The organism is Alcaligenes faecalis (genome assembly GCF_005311025.1).
Classification (GTDB): Bacteria; Pseudomonadota; Gammaproteobacteria; order Burkholderiales; family Burkholderiaceae_B; genus Alcaligenes; species Alcaligenes phenolicus.
Genome location: NZ_CP031747.1, coordinates 1364503 through 1386506 on the forward strand (window position 1 = coordinate 1364503; position 22004 = coordinate 1386506).

The window sequence follows — 22004 nt, forward strand, 5'->3', positions numbered from 1 at the left end:
CTGCTCCGCAGAAAAATCTCCGCGCAGCCCCTTTGCTTTATTGCTATCCGGGCGGCGCTTCTGGGGGAGGGCCTGGCGATGAATAGCGATCACGCTGCGCTTTCTCCCCACCCAGGGGCATTTTTATCCTGGAGCAGTCCAGCGGTAAAAGACACCTGCTCACCCCTTACAAAACAGGCCGACATAAAGCCGGCCTGTTCAGGGGGAGTGATGCGTTGGGTTTACACCAGAACGCGCTCAATACCACCGTCGTTGGCACGGCGTACGTAGTCCGCCATCCAGTTCTCGCCCAGCATGTGCTTGGCCATTTCCACCACGATGTAATCCGCATCCATCTTGGTTTCGTCCTCGTAGCGGGACAAACCTTGCAGGCAGGACGGACAGGAGGTCAGCACTTTGACTTCGCCCTGGAAACCATCGGCACGGACGGTGTCCTGGTTCTTCTGCAGTTCTTCGTGCTTGCGGAAACGGATTTGCGTGGAAATATCCGGGCGCGACACCGCCAGCGTGCCCGACTCGCCACAGCAGCGGTCGGCCTTGATGGTGCTGTCGCCCACCAGGGATTTGACCGTTTTCATGGGGTCTTGCAGCTTCATGGGGCTGTGGCAAGGGTCGTGGTACATGTAGCGCACGCCTTGCACGTCTTCCAGTTTCAAGCCTTTTTCCAGTAGGTATTCGTGGATGTCGATCAGGCGGCAGCCAGGGAAGATCTTGTCGAATTCATAGCCTGCCAGCTGGTCGTAACAGGTACCACAGCTGACCACCACGGTTTTGATATCCAGGTAGTTCAAGGTGGTGGCCATGCGGTGGAACAGCACGCGGTTGTCGGTAATGATCTTCTCGGCCTTGTCGCTTTGACCGCTGCCGCGCTGCGGGTAGCCACAGCACAGGTAGCCAGGAGGCAGTACCGTCTGCACGCCGACATGCCAGAGCATGGCTTGAGTAGCCAGACCCACTTGCGAGAACAGACGCTCCGAACCACAGCCGGGGAAGTAGAACACGGCTTCCGAATCCACGGAGGTGGCTTCAGGGTTACGGATGATAGGTACGTAATCCGAGTTCTCGATATCCAGCAGTTTACGGGCAGTCTGCTTGGGCAGGCCGCCGGGCATCTTGCGGTTGATGAAGTGGATGACCTGTTCGCGGATTGGTGCCTTGCCGATGGTGGCAGGGGGAGCGCTGACCTGTTTGCGAGCAGGGGCAGCCAGCAGATTGTGCACCGCACGCTGGGCCTTGTAGCCCACTTCAATCATGGCGGTACGAGTGGCCTTGATGACGCGCGGGTCCTTGGCGTTCAGGAAGAACATGGCCGCAGCCGAGCCCGGATTGAAGGACTTCTTGCCCATGCGGTTCAGCAAGGAACGCATTTCCATGGACACATCGCCAAAGTCGATGTCCACCGGACAGGGGTTGTAGCACTTGTGGCACAGGGTGCAGTGGTCGCCTACGTCTTCAAACTCTTCCCAATGCTTCAGGCTGATCCCGCGACGTGTTTGCTCTTCGTACAGGAAGGCTTCGATCAGCAGGGAGGTGGCCAGGATCTTGTTGCGGGGCGAGTACAGCAGGTTGGCGCGTGGCACGTGAGTGGCACAGACCGGTTTGCACTTGCCGCAACGCAAGCAATCCTTGATGGCGTGAGAGATGGAGCCAATTTCGCTGCGTTGCATGATCAGCGATTCGTGACCCAGCAGGTTGAAGCTTGGGGTCCAGGCGCGGCTCAAGTCCGCACCGGGCATCAGCTTGCCAGCGTTGAAGTGGTTGTTCGGGTCCACTTCGCGCTTGTAGTTCTGGAAGGGATCCAGCTCTTCCTGCGTCAGGAACTCGTACTTGGTCAAACCAATGCCGTGCTCACCGGAAATCACGCCGTCCAGACCGCGCGCGATTTGCATGATGCGGGCTACGGTGACATTGGCTTGTTGCAGCATGCCGTAGTCGTCCGAGTTCACGGGGATGTTGGTGTGTACGTTACCGTCACCGGCGTGCATGTGCAGCGCCACAAACACACGGCTTTTCAGCACACGATCGTGAATGGCTTGCAGTTCGGTCAGCACGGCTGCGCAGTCGGCACCCGGGAAAATATGTTCCAGGTTTTCGCGGATCTCGCTCTTCCAGGAGGTGCGGATCGTGTGATCTTGCAGCAGCTGGAAAATCGAGGTGTTCGGGTCTTCTTGCAGACGGGCCTCGATCGCGGCGCTATCCAGCGGCACACCAATCTCGGCCAGATCAGGCTGCGAGTCTTTCAGCGGTTTGTCCAGATTGTCCTGCAGCCACTGCCAGCGCTGGCGCACATCGCGCACGATCTGCAGGGCGTCGTGACGGCGCTCGTCCAGAATCTCTTCGCGTGTGTGCTCGGCGTCGTTGTGATCTTCAATCTTGCCTACGGGCAGATCGCCTTGCAGGAAGTCTTCCAGTTCACGGGTCAAGCGCAGCTTGTTGTCCGTAGACAGTTCAATATTGATGCGTTCGATTTCTTCGGTGTACTCACCCATGCGGCGCAGGGGGATCACCACGTCTTCGTTGATCTTGAAGGCGTTGGTATGGCGGGCAATGGCAGCGGTGCGGGAGCGGTCGGCCCAGAACTTCTTGCGGGCTTCAGCGCTGACGGCTACAAAACCTTCACCGGAGCGGCCATTGGCCAGACGCACCACTTCAGAGGCAGCTGTGGCCACGGCATCGGGATCGTCGCCCACGATGTCGCCAATCAGGACCATCTTGGGCAGGCCGTCGCGCTTGCTCTTGGTGGCATAGCCCACCGCACGCAGATAGCGTTCGTCCAGGTGTTCCAGACCGGCCAGAATGGCGCCGATGCGCTTGCCTTCGCCGTTCAGGTAGTCAATGACTTCCACAATGGAGGGCACGGCCTGCTTGGCCTGGCCGAAAAACTCCATACAGACGGTGCGTGTATGCGCCGGCATGCGGTGCAGCACCCAGCGGGCCTGCGTGATCAGGCCATCACAGCCTTCTTTCTGAATACCGGGCAAACCTGCCAGGAATTTGTCGGTAACGTCTTTACCCAGGCCTTCCTTGCGAAAGCGCCGACCCTCAATGTGCAGGGTTTCGCTGCGCAGCAACTGGGCACCAGGGGCGTAACGGCCATCAAACCATTTGACTTCAAAGTGGGCCATTTCCACGTCGTGGATCTTGCCCATATTGTGTTCAAGACGGGTCACTTCCAGCCAGTTGCCCTGGGCATCGACCATGCGCCACCAGGCGAGGTTATCCAGTGCAGTACCCCACAGCACGGCTTTCTTGCCGCCTGCGTTCATGGCGATATTGCCGCCCACACAGGAGGCATCGGCCGAGGTCGGGTCTACCGCAAACACGGCACCGGCGGCTTCGGCAGCGTCAGCCACACGACGAGTCACTACGCCAGCACCCGTCAGAATGGTGGTGACGGGCTCGGACATGCCGGGCAACGTGGTTTGTTCAGGCTTGCCAATGGCATCCAGCTTTTCGGTGTTGATGACAACCGAGCGCCAGCTAAGTGGAATGGCACCGCCGGTGTAACCGGTACCACCCCCACGCGGGATGATGGTCAGCTTCAGTTCGATACAGGCGCGGACCAGTGCGGCCATCTCGTTTTCGTGATCGGGGGTGAGCACGACAAAGGGATATTCCACACGCCAGTCGGTGGCGTCAGTGACGTGCGAGACGCGCGACAGGCCATCAAACTTGATGTTGTCCTTGGCGGTCAGGCGCGACAGGGAGCGCACAATTTTCTGGCGCAGCTCGCGGGTGTCGGTAAATTCTTGTTCAAACGCAGCTACTGCACCCCGAGCAGCGTGCAACAGGCGCAGAACCTTGGCATCGCGATCGGGCACGGCGCTGTCGCGGCGCTGGTCAATCTCGTTCAAGCGATGGTTCAGGGCCTCGATCAGTTGATGCTGGCGTTTGGGATTGTCCAGCAGATCGTCCTGCAGATAGGGGTTGCGCTTGACGACCCAGATATCACCCAGCACTTCAAACAACATGCGTGCGGAGCGGCCGGTGCGGCGTTCGGAGCGTAGCTCGGACAGCTTTTCCCAGGCCTCTTCACCCAGCAGTCGCAGGATAATTTCCCGGTCTGAGTACGAAGTGTAGTTGTAGGGGATTTCACGCAGGCGCGGCGTGTCGTTGTTGCGTGCCTGGGCAGCCAGGTGCTTGCTTGCAATGGGGGCGTTCATGGCGATAGTTGGCAAGGCCCGTCAAGGGCGGCTCAGCGAGGAGCAGATAGGCAAAAGACAAGTGTATACGAATCGTAGCCGGGCTGCCCCCTTACTACAGGGCCAAGTCAGGGTTAAGGGGGCGTTTGCGGCCAGTTTGCTGCAAATTACCAACCCAATTTGGGGAAAATCCACAGCAGGCCAGCGGTCATGGTGATATAGCGCGCCAGTTTTCCCACCGCCATGTAAAACACGCTGGGCCAAAATGGCAGGCGTAGCCAACCGGCTACGGCACACAGGGGGTCGCCTACCACGGGTAGCCAGGACAAGAGCAGGGCGGGCGGTCCCATGCGGGTCAGCCAGCGCTGCCCCAGCTCGTGCCAGCGGCCTGCTGCCTTGTTCTTGGGAGTTGCGCCGTCTTCTGTGTGTTGCGGGTGCTTCTCGCGCCAGGCTTCGTAGGCTTTCTCGGCGCCCAGACCCATGGCATAGCTGATGGCCCCACCTGCCGTATTACCCACAGTGGCAACCAGCACGGCGGGCCAGAACATATGTGGAGCCAGATTGATATAGGCGAATACGGCGGGTTCCGAACCCAGGGGGAGCAGGGTAGCCGAGACCAGGCTGATGATGAAAATGGCGCTCAAGCCCACTTCGGGCAGAGATAGGGCGGCCAAGAGCCACGAAATAAGATCAGAGATCCAGGCTTGCATAAGTAAAGTGGACGGGTTTTGTAGGGAATAATGGACGCCAGTTAGGGCATCCGCCTATGGTATTCTGTTTTTCTTTTCCGGTGAGCGGTCTCAGGCAGGGGCCTGCGGCTGGCCTTGGTGGCAAAACCGGTTGTTATTAAAAGCTGAGTCATGTCGAACGATTACCTAAAGCGCATTCTGACCTCGAAAGTGTACGATGTTGCCATCGAAACACCACTTGAACCCGCTCCCCAGGTATCGGCACGAATTAGTAACACGGTCCTGCTCAAGCGCGAAGACTATCAACCTGTTTTTAGCTTCAAGCTGCGCGGTGCCTATAACAAGATGGCCAATCTGTCGGCCGCGGAATTAAAACGGGGTGTATTGGCCGCTTCGGCGGGTAACCACGCGCAAGGCGTGGCCATGGCAGCGCGCAAGCTGGGTTGCCGTGCCGTTATCGTCATGCCAACCACCACCCCGCAAGTGAAAATTGATGGTGTGCGTAATCTGGGCGGCGAAGTGGTCCTGGTGGGCGAGAGCTATTCGGATTCCTACCAGCACGCTCTGGAACTGCAAAAGAACGAAGGCCTGACCTTTGTGCACCCTTTTGACGATCCTGATGTGATCGCCGGGCAGGGTACGGTGGCCATGGAAATTTTGCAGCAGCACCCCGGCCCAATTGAAGCGGTCTTTGTCGCTATTGGCGGTGGTGGTCTGGCAGCGGGCGTAGCCACATACATCAAGTCCTTGCGTCCTGAAATCAAAGTGATCGGCGTACAGACCGAAGATTCCTGTGCCATGGTGCGCAGTATCAAGGCCGGTCGTCGTGTGAATTTGTCGGACGTGGGCCTGTTCTCTGACGGTACTGCCGTCAAGCAGGTGGGCTCCGAAACTTTCCGTCTGGTGCGTCAGTATGTGGATGATTTTGTCATCGTGGATACGGATGCGATTTGTGCGGCTATCAAAGATGTGTTCCAGGATTCGCGTAGCGTGCTGGAACCGGCGGGTGCCCTGGCTTTGGCGGGTGCCAAGCGCTACGCTGCCCAAAACAAACTCAAGAACAAGACCCTGATTGCGGTCACGTCCGGCGCGAACATGAATTTTGACCGTATGCGCATGGTGGCGGACCGTGCGGATGTGGGGCAGGCTCGTGAAGCTTTGTTCGCCCTGACGATCCCCGAGGCAAAAGGCAGCTTCCGCCGCCTGTGCGATGCCCTGGGCACCCGCTCGGTGACGGAGTTCAACTACCGCATGTCCAATCCTGAAAAGGCGCATGTCTTTGTGGGTATGTCGATTTCCTCGGAAGCGGAGATCGAAAAGCTGGAAGAGCGTTTCGTCAAGAAAGGCTTTGGTACCTTGAACCTGACGGGCAACGAACTGGCCAAGACCCATGTGCGTCATATGGTGGGTGGAGTGTCCAGCCAGGCTACGGACGAAGTCCTGCTGCGGTTCGAGTTTCCAGAGCGTCCTGGTGCTTTGCGTAAATTCCTGTCCAGCATGAATCAGGACTGGAATATCAGCTTGTTCCATTACCGTAATCAGGGCGATGACTACGGTCGCATTCTGATCGGTATCCAGGTGCCGCCGTCGGACAAGAAAGAGTTCAAGGCGTTCCTGGGCAATCTGGGCTACCCGCACTGGGACGAAACGGATAACCCGGCTTACAAGCTGTTTTTGTAAGTCTATGGACGGCGCACGGCATTCGCTGTCTTGCGTCAGACCAAATGAAAACACCTCGCTTGGAAAAGCGAGGTGTTTTTTATTGGGGCTTGAATGTGGTGGCTGTCGTTGGAGCTGTATTGAGCCTGGGAGCCAAGAGCAGTGGGTGTCTGCTCCTGAGTTCGTCATGGGGGATTGGTTCAAGCCGCCTTACTGCCTTTGCGGCCTGATGGGCCGTTTGGCCATACGAATGTGCGATAAGGCCAGATGCCCGTTAGTACGGTGGTGTCTTAACACGCTCTATGCCACACACTGTTTTAGAGCCTGCCGCAAAGGTTCCAGGCTGTCATTCAGACGTGCAAAAGCCTGCTCCTGACGGGCAGCCAGTGCATGGGCCTGTTCTACCGTCACCACTTCAAAGCTCAGATTCTGACCGGGCAAGCGCTGGGCAACTTGAGCCAGATCCACGCTGGCGACTTGTCCGATACGCGGATAACCGCCGGTGGTTTGCCGGTCCGCCATCAACACAATGGGCTGACCATCGTTGGGGACCTGGATTGTTCCAAAGCAGGTGGGGGCGGACAGCAGTTCTTCTGGCGACTTGCGCTGCAAGGGCTGGCCTTCCAGGCGATAGCCCATGCGCTCTGACACTGGGCTGATGCGGTAGCTTTGGCTTTGGAACAATTCCAGCGATTCGCCGGTAAACAAATCGGCCTGATCCAGCATGACGCGCAGGCGTTCCCGTGGAGCCAGGGCCAGGGCGGCGGGCATGTAAATGCGCAGCTCATCCAGCTCGGCTTGCAGACTGTTCAAGGTCGTTTCGTCATTGGGTAGTGGTCGAGCCAATGCGATCTGGTCGTCTTTCTTCAAGGCGCGGCCTTCAAAACCACCCAGGCCAACGCGCATGTGGGTGCTTTGACTGCCCAGCAGGGATTCGACCTGAAAACCGCCGTAAACAGACAGGTAGCTACGGGCACCTTGGCCGGGTTTGGCGGACTGCATCGTCAGGGTTTGTCCGGCACGCGCCAGAGTAGGGCGCAGGACCGCCACGGGCTGGCCGTCCAGGCTGGCGTTCATGTCCGCGCCCGTCAGGACAAACAGGGCGGGTTCTGCAAAGCTCAGGCTGGGGCCTTGCACCGTGATTTCCAGGCTGGCCAGATCCTGCTCTGCGGCATTGCCTGCCAGCAAATGGGCCAGTCGGTGGGCACGTTCGTCCATGGCACCGCTGGGCGAAACCCCCAGGTGCTGATGTCCATAACGGCCTCGGTCTTGCAGGCTGCTCATCATGCCTGGTTTGAGGATATGCACCGTCATGCGGGTGTCCAGTGATCAAACTGCTCGTGAGGCAGAGGCACAAAGCGCACTTGGTCGCCGGGGGCGAGCAGGGCGGCGGGCGAGCGCCGGGCATCGAATAAATTAACCGGCGAGCGGCCAATCAGATGCCAGCCGCCGGGAGATTCGTTGGGGTAAATAATGGTTTGCTGGTTGGCAATTGCCACCGAGCCTTTAGGCAATACAGTGCGGGGTGTGGCGCGGCGCGGCACATTCAGTTGCTCGGGCAAGATGCCCATATAGGGAGCGCCGGGGGCAAAGCCCACCATGAATACCAGTTGCACCTGGCTGCTGTGCAGTTCGATGACTTGTTCCTGGCTTAGCCCCAATTGCTCGGCAATGGCAGGCAGGTCCGGACCGAAGAGGCCGCCGTAGCACACGGGAACATCTACCAGTGCGCCGGGAGCGGCCTGGTCCTGGCTGGCATCCAGCTCGGCCAGGGCTTGATGAACATAGTCGTGCAAACGAGCAAGCTGGTCGCTGCTGCCATCCGGGTAAAAGTGGATGGCGACAGCGGTAAAGCTGGGGACCAGATCACGGACGCAGGCGGGGGCGTGGTCGCGCAGCAAGCGGGCGGCGCGGGTACAGTGCAAGCCGGTGTCCAGAGAAAGCGGGCCGCTGAACTGCACTAGCAGACAGCGGTCGCCTTGCTCGTTAAGTTGCCAGGATTTGTGCATCTTTATTTGGCGAAAAGCGAATCCAGGCTATTGAAGGCCTTGAACTCCAAGGCGTTGCCCGAAGGGTCCATGAAGAACATGGTGGCCTGTTCGCCGGGCTCGCCCTTGAAACGGATATAAGGTTCGATAACGAATTTGGTGCCAGCGGCAACCAGCTTGTCAGCCAGGGTCTGCCAGGTGGGCATGTCCAGCACGACGCCAAAGTGGCGCACGGGCACATTATGGGCATCCACCGCGCTGGTGGCGTTGCTGCCACACTCTGAAGGGGCCAGATGAGCCACGATCTGGTGGCCGTAGAAGTTGAAGTCAATCCACTGATCCGAGGATCGGCCTTCGGGACAGCCCAGTGTCTGTCCGTAGAACTGGCGTGCAACGGCCAGATCATGGACCGGAAAAGCCAGGTGGAAAGGGCGCAGCTCGTTGGTATGGGACATGCTTGGCTCCTGTGCGGCATAAGGCCGCCAACGTGATCTTCAGAGCCGTTTATTGTAGGGCCAATATGGCCCCACATGTTCTAGCTGTCCTGGAGTCGAACCCGGCTCTTGGGGAAACGCAACATAAACACGCTGCCCACACCCAGACGGCTCTGGATTTGCAGGTCGGCGTTATGTCGCACGATGATGTGTTTGGTGATGGCCAGGCCCAGACCCGTACCGCCAGTGGAGCGGGAACGGCCCTTGTCTACGCGGTAAAAGCGTTCGGTCAGGCGGGGAATATCCTGGGCGGCAATACCGATGCCCGTGTCTTGCACCGAATAACAGGCCTCGCCATTGTCATTCAGATACCAGCGCACGGTGATGGTGCCATCCTTGGGGGTATAGCGCACCGCGTTGGTAATCAGGTTGGAGACAGCCGAGCTCAGTTCGGTTTCCATGCCCTGAATGGCAATGCGAGGGTCCAGATCTGTGACAAAGCTATGCTGGCCGCCAGAAATAGCCTCGCCTTGTTTCAGCGCGCTTTCAATCAACTGGCTGACCTGTACTGTCTCCCCTTCCACTGTGGGTGAGGATTCCAGCGTGGATAAGGTCAGCAAGTCGGACACAATCGACTGCATGTGGCGGGTCTGCTCCAGCATCATCTGCTCGTAGCGTTGACGCTGTTCCAAAGGCAGGCTTTCGGGCGGCATGTCCTGCAGGGTTTCCAGAAAACCCAGCAAGACGGTAAGTGGTGTGCGCAGTTCATGGGAGACATTGGCCACAAAGTCCTTGCGGGTGGTCTCCAGCATTTCCACCTGGGTGACATCACGCGTCACGATCAGGAACTGGCCCAGTCCATAAGGGGTTAATTGCAGCAGCAAGGAGCGCTCACGTCCGTCTTTGCTCAGATGCAGCAGCAAAGGTCCATCCCATTGAGGCTGACGGGCGTAACGAGAAAACTCGGGTTCGCGCAGGATATTGAAGATGCTGTGATGGCGGTCCGTGGCCAGATTCAGGCCTATGTGCTCACAGGCGGTCTGGTTGCACCATTGCAGTTCCATCTCCCCATTCAGGGTAATGGCACCGTCGGGCAGGGCCTCGGCGGCCATCATGATGCCGTCTACGTAACGATTCAGATCCTGAATTTCCTGGCGATCACGGCGCAGTTGGCGGTAGATGGGAGCCAGAATGGCGTCCCAGGGGCCAACCGTGGGGGGCGGAGGATCATTCAGGTTGCGGGTCCAGCGTTCAACGCGGGAAAGCTGCAGGGTGCTGATGACAACCAGCAATAACAGGCCACCACAAAACAAGGCCAGACCGGTGAATGGCCCTAGCCACCAGCCGATCAAGCTGCCCAACAGGGCCCAGATAACAATAGACGTAAATATGCTGAACATGGGATCAGGCGGTCGGTGCCTTTTCCAGTGGGGAAAGGGCAAAACGATAGCCCGAGCCACGAATCGTTTCAATATGTTTGTCGTGTCCGCTAGGCTCCAGCGCCTTGCGCAAGCGACGAATGTGCACGTCTACCGTACGTTCTTCCACAAATACATGGTCGCCCCACACCTGGTCCAGCAACTGGGAGCGGGTGAATACGCGTTCGGTGTGTGTCATGAAAAAATGCAGCAGACGGAACTCGGTAGGCCCGATGGTCAGCGCCATGCCCTGGCTGGACAGACGATGCGTGCTGGGGTCCAGCTGCAAGTTGCCAATGGAGATCACATCGTCAGTTAGCTGGGGAGCACGGCGGCGCAATACGGCCTTGATGCGGGCAATCAGCTCTTTGGGAGAGAAAGGCTTGGTGATGTAATCGTCCGCACCGGCTTCCAGGCCATCGACCTTATCCTGCTCCGATCCCTTGGCGGTCAGCATGATGACTGGGATATGACGGGTACGTTCATCCGAGCGCAGTTTGCGGGCCAGATTGATGCCCGACGAGCCGGGCAGCATCCAGTCCACCAGAATCAAATCAGGCAGTTCCGCGCGAATGAGGATCTGGGCTTGTTCGGCATCGAAGGCGCGCAGCACTTTATGGCCGGCAAAAGACAGATTGACAGAGATCAGTTCCTGGATCGCAGGCTCATCTTCCACGACTAATATGCTTGTACTCATTGTTAGCTTCAGACTGGTCCGATAAAAAATAATAGAGGGTCAGGCTGGCTGTCTGTATTGTGCTTGGGCGCGGGGCCTGCTGTTGCCATCAGGCGGCTCAAGGGCAATACGGCAGGCGCTTCAAATCCCTGACTGCACGTAATAGCGCCATCATATGGCGTTAATGTTTCAGGTTTGTGAACGTGTAAAAAAGGGGAGCACCCAGCGAGCCGGATTTTCGTTTCTGTACCGGGAAATCTGCGTTACGATTATGCACTATGGAAAAACAGCGTCCTCAAACCTCCTCCGCCCAGAACGCCGATACGCACTTCGGTTTTCAAACCGTGGCCGAAAACGAAAAAGCGGGCAAAGTAGCCCAGGTTTTTCATTCGGTGGCTAACAACTACGACATTATGAACGATCTGATGTCGGGCGGCCTGCACCGTATCTGGAAAGCCTTCACGATCGGTCGCGCAGCAGTGCGTCCCGGCATGAAAGTGCTGGATATTGCCGCGGGTACGGGTGATTTGACCAAGACTTTTGCGCGTCAGGCTGGTGCGGACGGCGAGGTCTGGCATACCGATATCAATAGTTCCATGTTGCGCGTGGGTCGTGATCGTCTGCAGGACAAGGGCATCATCACGCCCGTTACGGTCTGTGATGCCGAGCACCTGCCTTTTCCTGACGGCTATTTTGATCGTGTCTCGGTGGCCTTTGGTTTGCGCAATATGACGCACAAAGACCGCGCGCTGGCTGAAATGAAGCGGGTGTTGCGTCCGGGCGGCAAATTGCTGGTGCTGGAGTTTTCCCGCGTGGCCAAGCCCTTGCAGGCCCCGTATGACTGGTATTCCTTCAATATCCTGCCCCGTATTGGCAAGTTTGTGGCCAAGGACGAGGAAAGCTACCGCTATCTGGCTGAATCCATTCGCATGCACCCCGATCAGGAAACCCTGGCCGACATGATGCGTGAAGTGGGCCTGGAGCGCGTGCAGTATTTCAATCTGACAGCCGGCGTGGCCGCGCTGCACGAAGGCATCCGCCTGGATTGATGCCGGGTGTATCCTCTTTCTAATAACAGCGGCACCTTCAGGTGCCGTTCGTTTTTTGTCTGTAATGAACGGTAAAAAAAACATGGTGCATGAGAACTTGTCATGTTAATGTTCAGCTTATCGTAAGTTTTCTTGAATAATCGACTGGGATGGCATGGCCGGGGGCGTCAAAACCCTGTGTGTTAAACGCTTGTTCTGGTCAGGAGTTTGTGACTATGTCTGGACGGCTTTCTCGTTATTTCATGGCCGCTGTATTGGCTTTTAGCACCGGCGCCTTGCTGACCGTTTCTTATGATGCGGAAGCACGACGTATGGGTGGTGGCTCCAGTTTTGGCCGCCAATCCTCCAACATCACCAGCAACCGCTCGGCAGCGACGCCTCCTGCTGCAGCGAATAACGCGACTCGCTCGGCTACGCCTGCTGCGGGTGCCGCTGCTGCCGGTACGGCTGCGGCTGGTACCGCTGCCAAGTCGGGCATGTCCCGCTTCCTGGGCCCGATCGCCGGCATCGCCGCTGGTCTGGGTATTGCCGCCTTGCTGTCCAGCATGGGTCTGGGCGGTGCTTTCCTGGAAATGATGTCCAGCCTCTTGTTGATCGGTCTGGTGATCTTCGCCGTTCTGTTCATCGTGCGTCGTCTGCGTGGCTCGGCTGCTCGTCCTGCCATGCAACAAGCCGGTGGTCAGTCCATGATGCGCAATGCTGATCCTGCTCCCAGCCCATGGAAGCAGCCCCAAGCTGCGCCAGCACCTATGCCTGCTGCCGCTCCAGCTGCTCAGCCCGCTGCTGCCGCCGCTGTTCCAGCGCCGCCAGTAGACGAAAGCTGGTTCATCCCCGGTGATTTTGACACGCCTACGTTCCTGGCCAATGCCAAGACCCAGTTCGTGGAAATCCAGAAACTGTGGGACAAGGGCGACGTGGAACAACTGCGTACCTTCCTGACCGACGACCTGCTCAAGGAAGCCGCTCCTCAAATCGCTCAGCGCCAAGGCGAGAACGTGACTCAAGTGGTACTGCTCAATGCAGAACTGCTGGGTATCGAAAAAGTAGCCGACGGCCACCTGGCCAGCGTGCGCTACTCCGGTATGCTGCGTGAAGAAGTGGGTGCAGAGGCTTTCCGCTTTGAGGAAGTCTGGAATCTGTTCAAGGCCGACGGCGCAGGCTGGCTGCTGGCTGGTATTCAGCAGATCCCGGTTGACCCCAACGCTTGATCTCTATCTATACAGACAGCCGCCTTCTTACCCAGGCGGCTGTTCTGTTATGAGCGCACCCGTTTCGCTGTGATCCCATCTGCCCGTGTTCCTGTCGCCCTGTACATCCGGCCGTGTCTGTGTCGGGTTAAACTGGCTGTTTTAATTGGACTGGTTTACTCGCCCCGGCAGTAGACTTGCATGGACATGCTTGGTATCCCTTCATTCCTAGAACCTGGCGCCGTGGGCGTGCGTTTGCTCAATGCCTTGCTTGATCGTGAGGATTGGGCGCGTGAGCGTTTGCGCAGCCATGCAGGCAAAACCGTGTCGCTGATTGTGGGCCGTTTGCAACTGGTCTACACCATCAGCTCTCAAGGAAAGCTGGAGCAAGGCCATCCTGCCGTCGTGCCGGATGTCACGTTGACACTGCCTCAGGACAAGCTGCCTGAACTGCCACAAATCCTTCAAGACGGCGATTTCAGCCGTGTCGCCCAGTTAATGCATGTGCAAGGCGAGGCCGGGCTGGCCAATCTGGTGTCGGACCTGGCGGCCAATCTGCGCTGGGATGCCGAGCATGATCTGGCCAAAATTGTGGGTGATGTCATGGCGGTGCGCCTGTTCAGCGGGGCGCGCCGGGCCTTTTCCGGGTTGAGGGATCTGGGCCAGCGTCTGGCTGGTAATGCCAGCGAATACCTGACTGAAGAAAGCGCCTTGCTGGTTACCCGCCCCGAACTGGAACGGATGCGCGAGCAATCGGCTGGTTTGGTCCAACGCCTGGACGAACTGGACCGGCGTTTGAAACGTCTTGACGCGCGTCGGCGGGAGTCCTGAGCATGTTCTCCTTGTGTCGTCTGCTGACCATTTTGCTGGTTGTATTCCGTTATCGCCTGGACGAGCTGGGGCTATCGAGCATCCGCCATCCTTGGGCATCACGTATGTTGCGCATTGTGCGCCTGGGTCGCAAACCCAAGCTGCCACGTGGCGTACGTTTACGGTTGGCCCTGGAAAGTCTGGGGCCCATCTTCGTTAAATTCGGCCAGGTGCTCTCCACTCGCCGGGATTTGATCCCGCTGGATATTGCCGAGCAACTGGCTTTGCTGCAGGACCGCGTGCCGCCATTCCCTTCGGAGGTGGCGGAAGCCACAATTCAGAAGGCCCTGGGTGCTTCGCCTTACGAACTGTTCCAGAAGTTTGATCGCGAACCCATCGCTTCGGCGTCGATTGCGCAGGTTCACTTTGCCGAGCTGCATAATGGTCGCGAAGTAGCCGTGAAGGTGTTGCGCCCTGGCATGCGCGAGGTCATCCATAAAGACCTGCGCCTGATGCGTGTTCTGGCTGCGTTCATGGAACGGCTGGGCCCGGATGCCCGTCGCCTGAAACCGCGCGAAGTGGTGGCCGAGTTTGACAAGTACCTGAACGACGAGCTGGACCTGATTCGCGAAGCCTCCAACTGCAGTCAATTACGCCGCAACTTCACCAAAGACGCAGAGCGTACCGAGCTGTTGATCGTGCCTGAAGTGCATTGGGACTATTGCGCCTCGACCGTGTTCACCATGGACCGCATGAAGGGCATCCCGGTCAACCAGATTGATCGCCTGCGCGCCGCCAATGTGGATTTGAAGGATCTGGCCCGCAAAGGGGTAGAAATTTTCTTCACCCAGGTGTTTACCGACGGTTTTTTCCATGCCGACATGCACCCCGGCAATATTTATGTCTCGGATGCACCGGAGAGCTTGGGCCGTTATATTGCCCTGGACTTTGGCATTGTGGGGTCGCTGTCCGAGTTCGACAAAAACTATCTGGCGCAAAACTTCCTGGCTTTTTTCCGGCGCGATTACCGCCGGGTGGCTCAATTGCACATCGAGTCCGGCTGGGTGCCACCTGAAACCCGTGAAGAGGAGCTGGAAGGCTCGGTACGCGCGGTATGTGAACCGTATTTTGACCGGCCCTTGTCCGAGATCTCCTTGGGGCAAGTGCTGTTGCGCCTGTTCCAGACCTCGCGCCGGTTCAATGTAGAAATTCAGCCGCAGCTGGTGCTGCTGCAGAAAACCCTTCTGAATGTGGAAGGGATGGGGCGGGATCTGGATCCGGAGCTGGATCTGTGGGATACCGCCAAACCTTATCTGGAAAAGTGGATGTACCAGCGTATTGGTCCATCGGGCTTTTATTCGCGTTTGAAACAGGAAGCCGGGCAGTGGGCCCAGATCATGCCGCAGCTTCCGCGTCTGGTGTATTCCGCTTTGAATAGGCCAGAGACAGGGCAGGCGTTGAACCAGGAACTCAAGCTGCTGCGCCAGTCGCAGCAGCAGACCAACCGATTATTGACTGCCTTATGTGCTGTATTGGCGGTTGCGGTCGGGGTGGCCATCTGGGCTTTGGTGGGGCGATAAGTGTGACGACCCCGCAACGCGTCAGTTTTTTTGTGGCTGACATATTTCTGATAACTGCAGGTTCTACGATAGACGCAGGTCCGCCAGCTGATTGCTAAGCTGGCGCTTTCCGGCGCCTTCCGGACGGTGAATGGCCGCCCTCAAGGAACCGCTTGATTCTTTTTAGGAATCGTTATGCTTTACCATGACTTATTTAAATCCATGGAAGCGGTGCGCTGGAATTTTGCGCATGACATACCGTGGGATGACTTTGATGGCAGCAAGCTTACAGACGAGCAAGCCTACACCATCAAAATGAACGCCATTACCGAGTGGGCAGCCTTGCCTGCTACCGAAATGTTCCTGCGTGACAATAAAGATGACAGCGATTTTTGCGCCTTTATGTCCGTGTGGTTCTTTGAAGAACAAAAGCACTCGCTGGTTCTGATCGAATACCTGCGCCGTTTCCGCCCCGAGCTGATGCCTACCGAAGAAGAACTGCACAAGGTGCGTTTTGACTTCGATCCGGCCCCGGCCATGGAAACGCTGATGCTGCACTTTTGCGGCGAAGTGCGCCTGAACCACTGGTACCGCCGTGCTGCCGACTGGCATACCGAGCCGGTGATCAAGGCCATCTACAAGATCGTGGCTCAGGACGAGGCTCGTCACGCCGGTGCTTACTTGCGCTACATGAAGCGTGCCCTGGTGCACAAGGGCCAGGAATTTGGCCTGCAAGCCCGTCTGGCTTTCTCCAAGATTGGCGTTCTGATGGCTTCGGCCCATCGCACCGCTCAGGCGCTGCATCCCACCAACTTGCATGTGAACAAAGCCATGTTCCCGGAAGATACCGTGCAGTCCAAGCTGCCATCGCCCGGTTGGTTGGAAAACTGGCTGGATACGCAGATTCGTTTCGACAAGGAATGGGAGCACAAGGTCAGCTCGCGCATCTTGCACAATATGTCGCTGCTGATGGGGAGCTCGTTCGAGACCGTGCAGGAATTGAACCGCTACCGCAAGGATCTGGCACGTCAGGTCGGCTCTGATTCGACGCTGGTGCAGGCTTGATATGAGCGCACGTTTCGAGGCCAAGGTGATGGGTCTGGACGCCTTGCGTGAAGCGGTGGAGCAGGGGCGCCTGGCGCGCCCGCTGGTCTTTACCAACGGTGTGTTTGATATCTTGCACCGTGGGCATGTCAGCTACCTGGACGAGGCTGCCCAATTGGGTGCCTCGCTGATTGTCGGTGTGAATACCGATGCCTCGGTGCGCCGTCTGAACAAGGGGCCGGAGCGCCCCATCAATCCCGAGCAGGATCGCGCCGCCTTGCTGGCTGCATTGGCCTGCGTGGATGCGGTGGTCCTGTTTGACGAGGACACGCCTGAAGCCTTGATCGCAGCACTGCGCCCGGACCTGATCGTCAAGGGCGGCGACTATGATATGGAAGCCTTGCCTGAAACGGCTTTAGTGCGTAGCTGGGGTGGCGATGCAGTCGCGATTCCCTTCGAGTTCCAGCGTTCCACGACAGCACTGGTCAAGAAGCTGCGCGACTAAAAGCACAGGACAAATTGATGTGTTGAATCCCGGCTTGGTCCGGGATTTTTTTGCTTCTAAGTCGTGAACTCGAGGTTCTGCTTTTAAAGGCCAGATTGCGGTGCCTAGTCTGTATTTTTTGCCAGCGCAGGCTTCAGGATGCCGGTTCAAGCAGATCGTTGACAGCACGCAGATCGTTTTCGTTCAAGGTGCCGCTGGCTGCTTTCAGGCGCAGGCTGTTCATCAGAACTTCGTAACGCGCTTGGGCCAAGCTACGTTGCGCTTCGTACAACTGCTGCTGGGCATTGAGTACATCGATGTTTACACGTACACCGACCTCGTAAGCCAGTTTGTTGGCCTCCAGGGCGTCCTGACTGGATTTGGTGGCTGCTTCCAGTGCCTGCACACGGACCAGGCCTGTGGTGACGCCAGAGAAGTACTGGCGCGTCTGCTGGATGGATTGCTGAATAGCGAACTGATGATCGTAGCGGGCCTGTTGCAGGCGCGAGCTTTGTTCGCGTACTTGCGAGCTGGTTTCACCACCACGGAAAATCGGGATGCTTAACTCCAGACCTAAAGCGCTGTTCAGCGAACGTGGGCCACCGCCCGCTTGGCCAAACAGAGTCTGGTCGCTACCGCTGCCGGTTTGGGCTTTCAGGGCCAGGGTGGGTTCGTGCAGGGCCTGGGTGCTTTTCAACTGCTCTTCGGCAGCACGGGCCTTGATATCAGCCAGTGCCACGGTCAAGCCGGACTGGCTGGACTGATCCAGCCAGTCTTGCAAATTCGCAGGTTGCGGGGCGGGAAGACGCAAAGGCTCACGCAGGCGCGCCAGCGTGTCATAACGCTCCAGCGTCAGCGCAGCCAGCTTGTCCTGAGCCACTTGCAAGGCATTTTCAGCCTGGAAGACGCCAGCCCGGGTCAGGTCCAGGCGGGATTTGGCTTCGTAGGTATCGGTAATCGTGGTGCCACCCAGCTGAAAGTTCTGATCAGCAGCACGCAATTGCTCGTCAATGGCGGCTTGCTGGGCTTTCAGGGTAGACAGCGTATCTTGCGCAGCCAGCACATCAAAATAGCTTTGGCTGACGCGTAGCATCAAATCTTGCCGATCCAGCGTCAGTTGAATATCCGCGCCCTGCGCCAGCAATTGGGCGCGTTCGTAACGGGCCCAGGCATTACGGTTGTACACGGGTTGGCTCAGCGTCAAGGTCCAGGCAGCTCGGTCACTGGAATGCTGATTGGACAGCTTGCTGGTTTGACGACGCTCTTGCAGTTCGGCTGTGCCGATGGCGCTTATCTGCGGCAACAGTTGTGCCCGGCTTTGGGGTACTTGTTCCTGATCGGCTTGATGCGCAGCTTGCGCAGCGCCAAACTGCGGTTCATGTGCCAGGGCCTGGTTCCAGGCCTGCAGCAGATCTTGCGACTGGGCGGTGCTACTTAAGGCAAGCAGCGAAAGCAATGCCAGGCGCAAGGAAGTCATGAACCGCATATGTGCTTAAAAGCGGAATTGCGAAACGGCGGTGCCGCGCAAAGGTTTGATCCAGGTATCGAACAGGGGGGTCGTCTCGAAGCTGGCCGCGCTGGTGCGAGTAATACGTACAGCCGTCATGACCGGGTTTTGACCGACCACTACAACCAGACGGCCGCCGATACAGAGCTGGTACTTCAAAGCATCAGGAATGGTGGGCACGGAGCCGGTGACCAGAATGGCGTCGTACTCGGTGGTGCCCCAGCCTGCGTGCGCGTCACCCACTTCAACCTTGACGTTGCGCACATTGTTGCGCTGCAGGTTTTCCTGGGCGAAAGCGGCCAGCTTGCTGTCAATTTCGATGGAGGTAACTTGTTGGGACAGGTGAGCCAGCAAAGCAGCCTGGTAGCCCGAGCCGGTACCAATTTCGAGCACACCGTCGCTAGGCTGCAGCAGCAGCTCTTGAGCCAGACGGGCTTCGACTTTGGGCGAGAGCATGGTCTCGTGCGTGTCCACGGCATTGATGATCAGTGGCAGCTCGGTGTCCGAAAAGGCCGAAGGGCGCAAGGACGAGGGAACAAAGCGTTCGCGCTGGACCTCGACCAATGCTTGCAGCACTTTTTCGTCGGATACGTTCCAAGGACGGATTTGTTGTTCCACCATGTAGTAACGGGCACGTTCGAGTTCAGACAGCGCAAAATGGTTCATAGCTTCCAGAAAACTAAAGGCTTGGCAAAGAGCCGATTATAAGCCAGCACATCGATAAAGATGCGCAGTTGGGCTTAGCAGGACGGCACCATTGCATGGAGCAAGGTGCTGGCGTTGTTGACGGCAATGGGCAAGAAGGTATCAAAATCCATGTGCGCTTCACTGTTGGCATTGTCTGAAATACTGCGTATGCAGACAAAAGGTACCTTGTTCAGATAGCACACCTGGGCAATGGCGCCACTTTCCATTTCGCAGGCTAAAGCGTTGAAGGTGGCGCTTAACCACTGTATTTTATCGTTACATGCGATAAATTGGTCGCCGGTAACAATTCGGCCCGTATGGACCTGGTGGCCTTCGATCTGCTGGGCGGCGGTTTGAGCCACGGTCAGCAGGGCGGGGTCAGCGGGGAAATCGAAGGTATCCAGACGGAAAACCTGTCCCGGCGCCAGACCCAGGGCTTTCAGTTCCACATCGTGCTGGACCAGGGTATCGGCAATGACGATATCGCCCGGCCGGATGCTGGGCTCAACCGCACCCGCAATGCCGATATTGATAATGCTGCCCACGGCAAATTCCGAGATCAGCATCTGGGTGCAGGCGGCGGCGTTGACCTTGCCCACGCCGCAAACCACGGCCACAACGGGCTTGCCCAGATAGCTGCCGCGATGAAAATCCATGCCGGCGCGCTGGATGGTCTGGGGCTCTTGCAAGCGCTCCAGCACAATCTCCAGCTCTTCGCGCATGGCGACAATAATTCCAAGTGTAGACATAAGACAGGGGCCTTCAAGCGGCCCGATCAAACGGCACGTATCAGGACGATGGCCACAGTTTATGGAAGTGATGCACCGGACCGTGTCCGCTGCCCACTGTCAGTTCACCCGAACGGGCAATGGCTTCGTACAAGTACTTTTTGGCAGCCAGAGCAGCGTCAGGCACATTGCTGTATTGGGGTAGCAGGGCGGCCAGCGCAGCCGACAAGGTGCAGCCGGTGCCGTGCGTATTGGCAGTATCAATACGTTTGGCGGGCATTTCGATCATCTTGTCGCCATCGTGCAGCAGGTCTATGCAGTCCGAACCGGGCAGGTGACCGCCTTTCAGGAAGACCCAGCGTTGATCGCTGTGATTCATCAGGCGACGCAGACGCTCGGCAGCCTGACGCATTTCCTTGACGGTTTCTACCGGGCGGGCGTCCAGCAGGACACCGGCTTCGGGCAGATTGGGCGTGATCATGGTGCACTGGGGCACTAACTGTTCACGCAGGGCATGGACGGCCGACTTTTCCAGCAGATGATCGCCGCTTTTGGCGATCATGACCGGGTCCAGCACCAGATGCCTGGGTTTGAAGTGAGCCATGCGCTCGGCCACCACGGTGGTGACGGCCTCCTGGCCCAACATGCCGATCTTGACACCATCAATGCGCACATCGGCAAACAGCGTATCAATCTGCTGGCGCACAAAGTCGGCAGGAACCGGGCTGATACCGGTTACCCCTTGAGTATTTTGTGCCGTCAAAGCGGCAATCACAGCGGTGGCATAAGCACCCAGGGCGCTCATGGCTTTGACATCAGCCAGAATACCGGCGCCGCCGGAGGGGTCAACCCCGGCAATGGTCAGCGTGTTGGGAATCATGTCTCAATCAGGTACGGGAGTGAATCAGGCCTTCGGTGGGGGAGCTGGGGTCGGCATCGTAGTATTTGCGGGGCACACGGCCAGCCAGATAAGCCTGACGACCGGCTTGTACAGCCAGGTTCATGGCGCTGGCCATCATCGCAGGCTGGCGGGCACCGGCAATGGCGGTGTTCATCAGGACACCATCACAGCCCAGTTCCATGGCAATAGCTGCATCCGAGGCTGTACCGACACCGGCATCGACCAGCACAGGCACCTTGCTCTGATCGATGATCAGGCGCAGGTTCCAGGGGTTGATGATGCCCATGCCCGAACCGATCAGGGAGGCCAAGGGCATGATGGCTACACAGCCAATATCTTCCAGCATACGGGCCTGGATAGGATCGTCGGCGCAATACACCATCACATCAAAGCCTTCATCCACCAGGGTTTTGGCGGCTTTCAAGGTTTCGGGCATATTGGGGAACAGATTGCCGGAGTCGCCCAGCACTTCCAGTTTGACCAGTTTGTGGCCGTCCAGCAGTTCGCGGGCCAGACGCAAGGTACGCACGGCGTCCTCGGCGGTATAGCAACCCGCGGTGTTGGGCAGCAGGGTGTATTTGGAGGGGGGCAGGTAATCGAGCAGATTGGGCTCGTTGGCGTTCTGGCCGATATTGGTGCGGCGAATGGCCACCGTCACAATTTCAGCGCCGCTGGCTTCAATAGCCTGACGAGTTTCATCAAAATCTTTGTATTTACCGGTGCCTACCAATAGCCGGGATTGGTAGCTGGTTCCGGCCAGGATAAAGGGATCGTTGTTCACTGTTTGGGTCATGGTGGTGCTTTGTTGCGCATCCGTCTTTGTTGACGGATAAAGAATTGGTTTTTTGCTGGGCAAACACTGCAAGAATAATCCATTTGGCCGGTGCCCGCAGGAAAACCCGTATGCCGGCTTGCTGGTGTGCGGTAGGGATTGGGCTCGGGCAGGGGGCTGGCCACGGATGCGAGCCTGATTGGCCTGTGGCTGTGGCAAATATATACCTTGGCATATTTGCCTTATGTTTAAGGCCATGCGCAAGGCCCC

The 22004-nt window shown here is 57.8% G+C and carries 19 protein-coding genes; 7 read left to right on the forward strand and 12 right to left on the reverse strand.

The features are described from left to right. Positions 1-221: 221 nt before the first annotated feature. Together D0C27_RS06205 and D0C27_RS06210 are read right to left on the reverse strand one after the other, a co-directional pair. On the reverse strand, positions 222-4163 hold the full coding sequence (locus D0C27_RS06205; RefSeq protein ID WP_137430638.1) for a DUF3683 domain-containing protein: 3942 nt from the start codon (positions 4161-4163) through the stop codon (positions 222-224). Between the two features lie 146 nt (positions 4164-4309). Next, positions 4310-4852 carry a YqaA family protein gene (locus tag D0C27_RS06210; RefSeq protein WP_035270318.1) on the reverse strand — a complete coding sequence of 181 codons (543 nt, stop codon included), beginning with the start codon at positions 4850-4852 and terminating at the stop codon, positions 4310-4312. Positions 4853-5002: 150 nt separating this feature from the next. On the opposite strand from D0C27_RS06210, the gene ilvA reads away from it, so the two are divergent. Then, on the forward strand, positions 5003-6511 hold the full coding sequence (gene ilvA / locus D0C27_RS06215) for a threonine ammonia-lyase, biosynthetic (protein WP_035270321.1): 1509 nt from the start codon (positions 5003-5005) through the stop codon (positions 6509-6511). A gap of 279 nt (positions 6512-6790) precedes the next feature. On the opposite strand, the gene D0C27_RS06220 is transcribed toward ilvA, so the two are convergent. From D0C27_RS06220 to phoB, 5 genes are all read right to left on the reverse strand, one after another. Continuing rightward, positions 6791-7804 (reverse strand): biotin-dependent carboxyltransferase family protein, encoded by a 1014-nt coding sequence (locus D0C27_RS06220; protein ID WP_137430639.1) that lies wholly within the window; start codon positions 7802-7804, stop codon positions 6791-6793. After that, positions 7801-8499 carry a 5-oxoprolinase subunit PxpB gene (gene pxpB / locus D0C27_RS06225; protein ID WP_088452011.1) on the reverse strand — a complete coding sequence of 233 codons (699 nt, stop codon included), beginning with the start codon at positions 8497-8499 and terminating at the stop codon, positions 7801-7803. The genes D0C27_RS06220 and pxpB overlap by 4 nt, the downstream gene beginning before the upstream one ends. Positions 8500-8501: 2 nt before the next feature. Next, positions 8502-8933 (reverse strand): VOC family protein, encoded by a 432-nt coding sequence (locus D0C27_RS06230; protein ID WP_022983640.1) that lies wholly within the window; start codon positions 8931-8933, stop codon positions 8502-8504. 80 nt (positions 8934-9013) lie between these two features. Next, positions 9014-10312, reverse strand: coding sequence for a phosphate regulon sensor histidine kinase PhoR (gene phoR / locus D0C27_RS06235; protein ID WP_137430640.1), 1299 nt, complete (start codon positions 10310-10312; stop codon positions 9014-9016). Between the two features lie 4 nt (positions 10313-10316). Continuing rightward, positions 10317-11027 (reverse strand): phosphate regulon transcriptional regulator PhoB, encoded by a 711-nt coding sequence (gene phoB, locus D0C27_RS06240; RefSeq protein WP_035270329.1) that lies wholly within the window; start codon positions 11025-11027, stop codon positions 10317-10319. A 257-nt stretch (positions 11028-11284) separates the two neighbouring features. Here phoB and ubiE point away from each other — a divergent pair, with 257 nt between their 5' ends. The 6 genes from ubiE (at position 11285) to rfaE2 (ending at position 17160) form a co-directional block, all read left to right on the forward strand. Continuing rightward, positions 11285-12055, forward strand: coding sequence for a bifunctional demethylmenaquinone methyltransferase/2-methoxy-6-polyprenyl-1,4-benzoquinol methylase UbiE (gene ubiE / locus D0C27_RS06245; protein ID WP_026484476.1), 771 nt, complete (start codon positions 11285-11287; stop codon positions 12053-12055). A 215-nt stretch (positions 12056-12270) separates the two neighbouring features. Next, positions 12271-13263 carry a Tim44 domain-containing protein gene (locus D0C27_RS06250; protein WP_026484475.1) on the forward strand — a complete coding sequence of 331 codons (993 nt, stop codon included), beginning with the start codon at positions 12271-12273 and terminating at the stop codon, positions 13261-13263. A 180-nt stretch (positions 13264-13443) separates the two neighbouring features. Continuing rightward, positions 13444-14073: a ubiquinone biosynthesis accessory factor UbiJ gene (locus D0C27_RS06255; protein ID WP_060185331.1), complete on the forward strand. Its 630-nt coding sequence runs from the start codon at positions 13444-13446 to the stop codon at positions 14071-14073. A gap of 2 nt (positions 14074-14075) precedes the next feature. Then, positions 14076-15632 carry a ubiquinone biosynthesis regulatory protein kinase UbiB gene (ubiB, locus tag D0C27_RS06260; RefSeq protein ID WP_137430641.1) on the forward strand — a complete coding sequence of 519 codons (1557 nt, stop codon included), beginning with the start codon at positions 14076-14078 and terminating at the stop codon, positions 15630-15632. Positions 15633-15806: 174 nt separating this feature from the next. Further along, positions 15807-16676, forward strand: coding sequence for a ferritin (locus tag D0C27_RS06265; RefSeq protein WP_026484472.1), 870 nt, complete (start codon positions 15807-15809; stop codon positions 16674-16676). A 1-nt stretch (position 16677) separates the two neighbouring features. Then, entirely contained in the window at positions 16678-17160 is a 483-nt protein-coding gene (gene rfaE2 / locus D0C27_RS06270) for a D-glycero-beta-D-manno-heptose 1-phosphate adenylyltransferase (protein ID WP_009458698.1), read from the forward strand. Between the two features lie 133 nt (positions 17161-17293). Here the strand turns inward: rfaE2 and D0C27_RS06275 are convergent, their stop codons facing one another. From D0C27_RS06275 to D0C27_RS06295, 5 genes are all read right to left on the reverse strand, one after another. After that, positions 17294-18616, reverse strand: coding sequence for a TolC family outer membrane protein (locus D0C27_RS06275; RefSeq protein ID WP_137430642.1), 1323 nt, complete (start codon positions 18614-18616; stop codon positions 17294-17296). 15 nt (positions 18617-18631) lie between these two features. Next, a complete protein-coding gene (locus tag D0C27_RS06280) occupies positions 18632-19312 on the reverse strand; it encodes a protein-L-isoaspartate O-methyltransferase family protein (protein ID WP_035270341.1) in 681 nt (226 codons plus the stop codon). Between the two features lie 74 nt (positions 19313-19386). Then, positions 19387-20082 (reverse strand): 5'-methylthioadenosine/adenosylhomocysteine nucleosidase, encoded by a 696-nt coding sequence (locus tag D0C27_RS06285; RefSeq protein WP_035270343.1) that lies wholly within the window; start codon positions 20080-20082, stop codon positions 19387-19389. Between the two features lie 40 nt (positions 20083-20122). Further along, positions 20123-20941 carry a bifunctional hydroxymethylpyrimidine kinase/phosphomethylpyrimidine kinase gene (thiD, locus tag D0C27_RS06290; RefSeq protein WP_022983636.1) on the reverse strand — a complete coding sequence of 273 codons (819 nt, stop codon included), beginning with the start codon at positions 20939-20941 and terminating at the stop codon, positions 20123-20125. A 7-nt stretch (positions 20942-20948) separates the two neighbouring features. Beyond that, positions 20949-21755, reverse strand: a complete 807-nt coding sequence (locus D0C27_RS06295) for a thiazole synthase (RefSeq protein ID WP_137430643.1) — start codon at positions 21753-21755, stop codon at positions 20949-20951. Between the last annotated feature and the right edge of the window lie 249 nt (positions 21756-22004).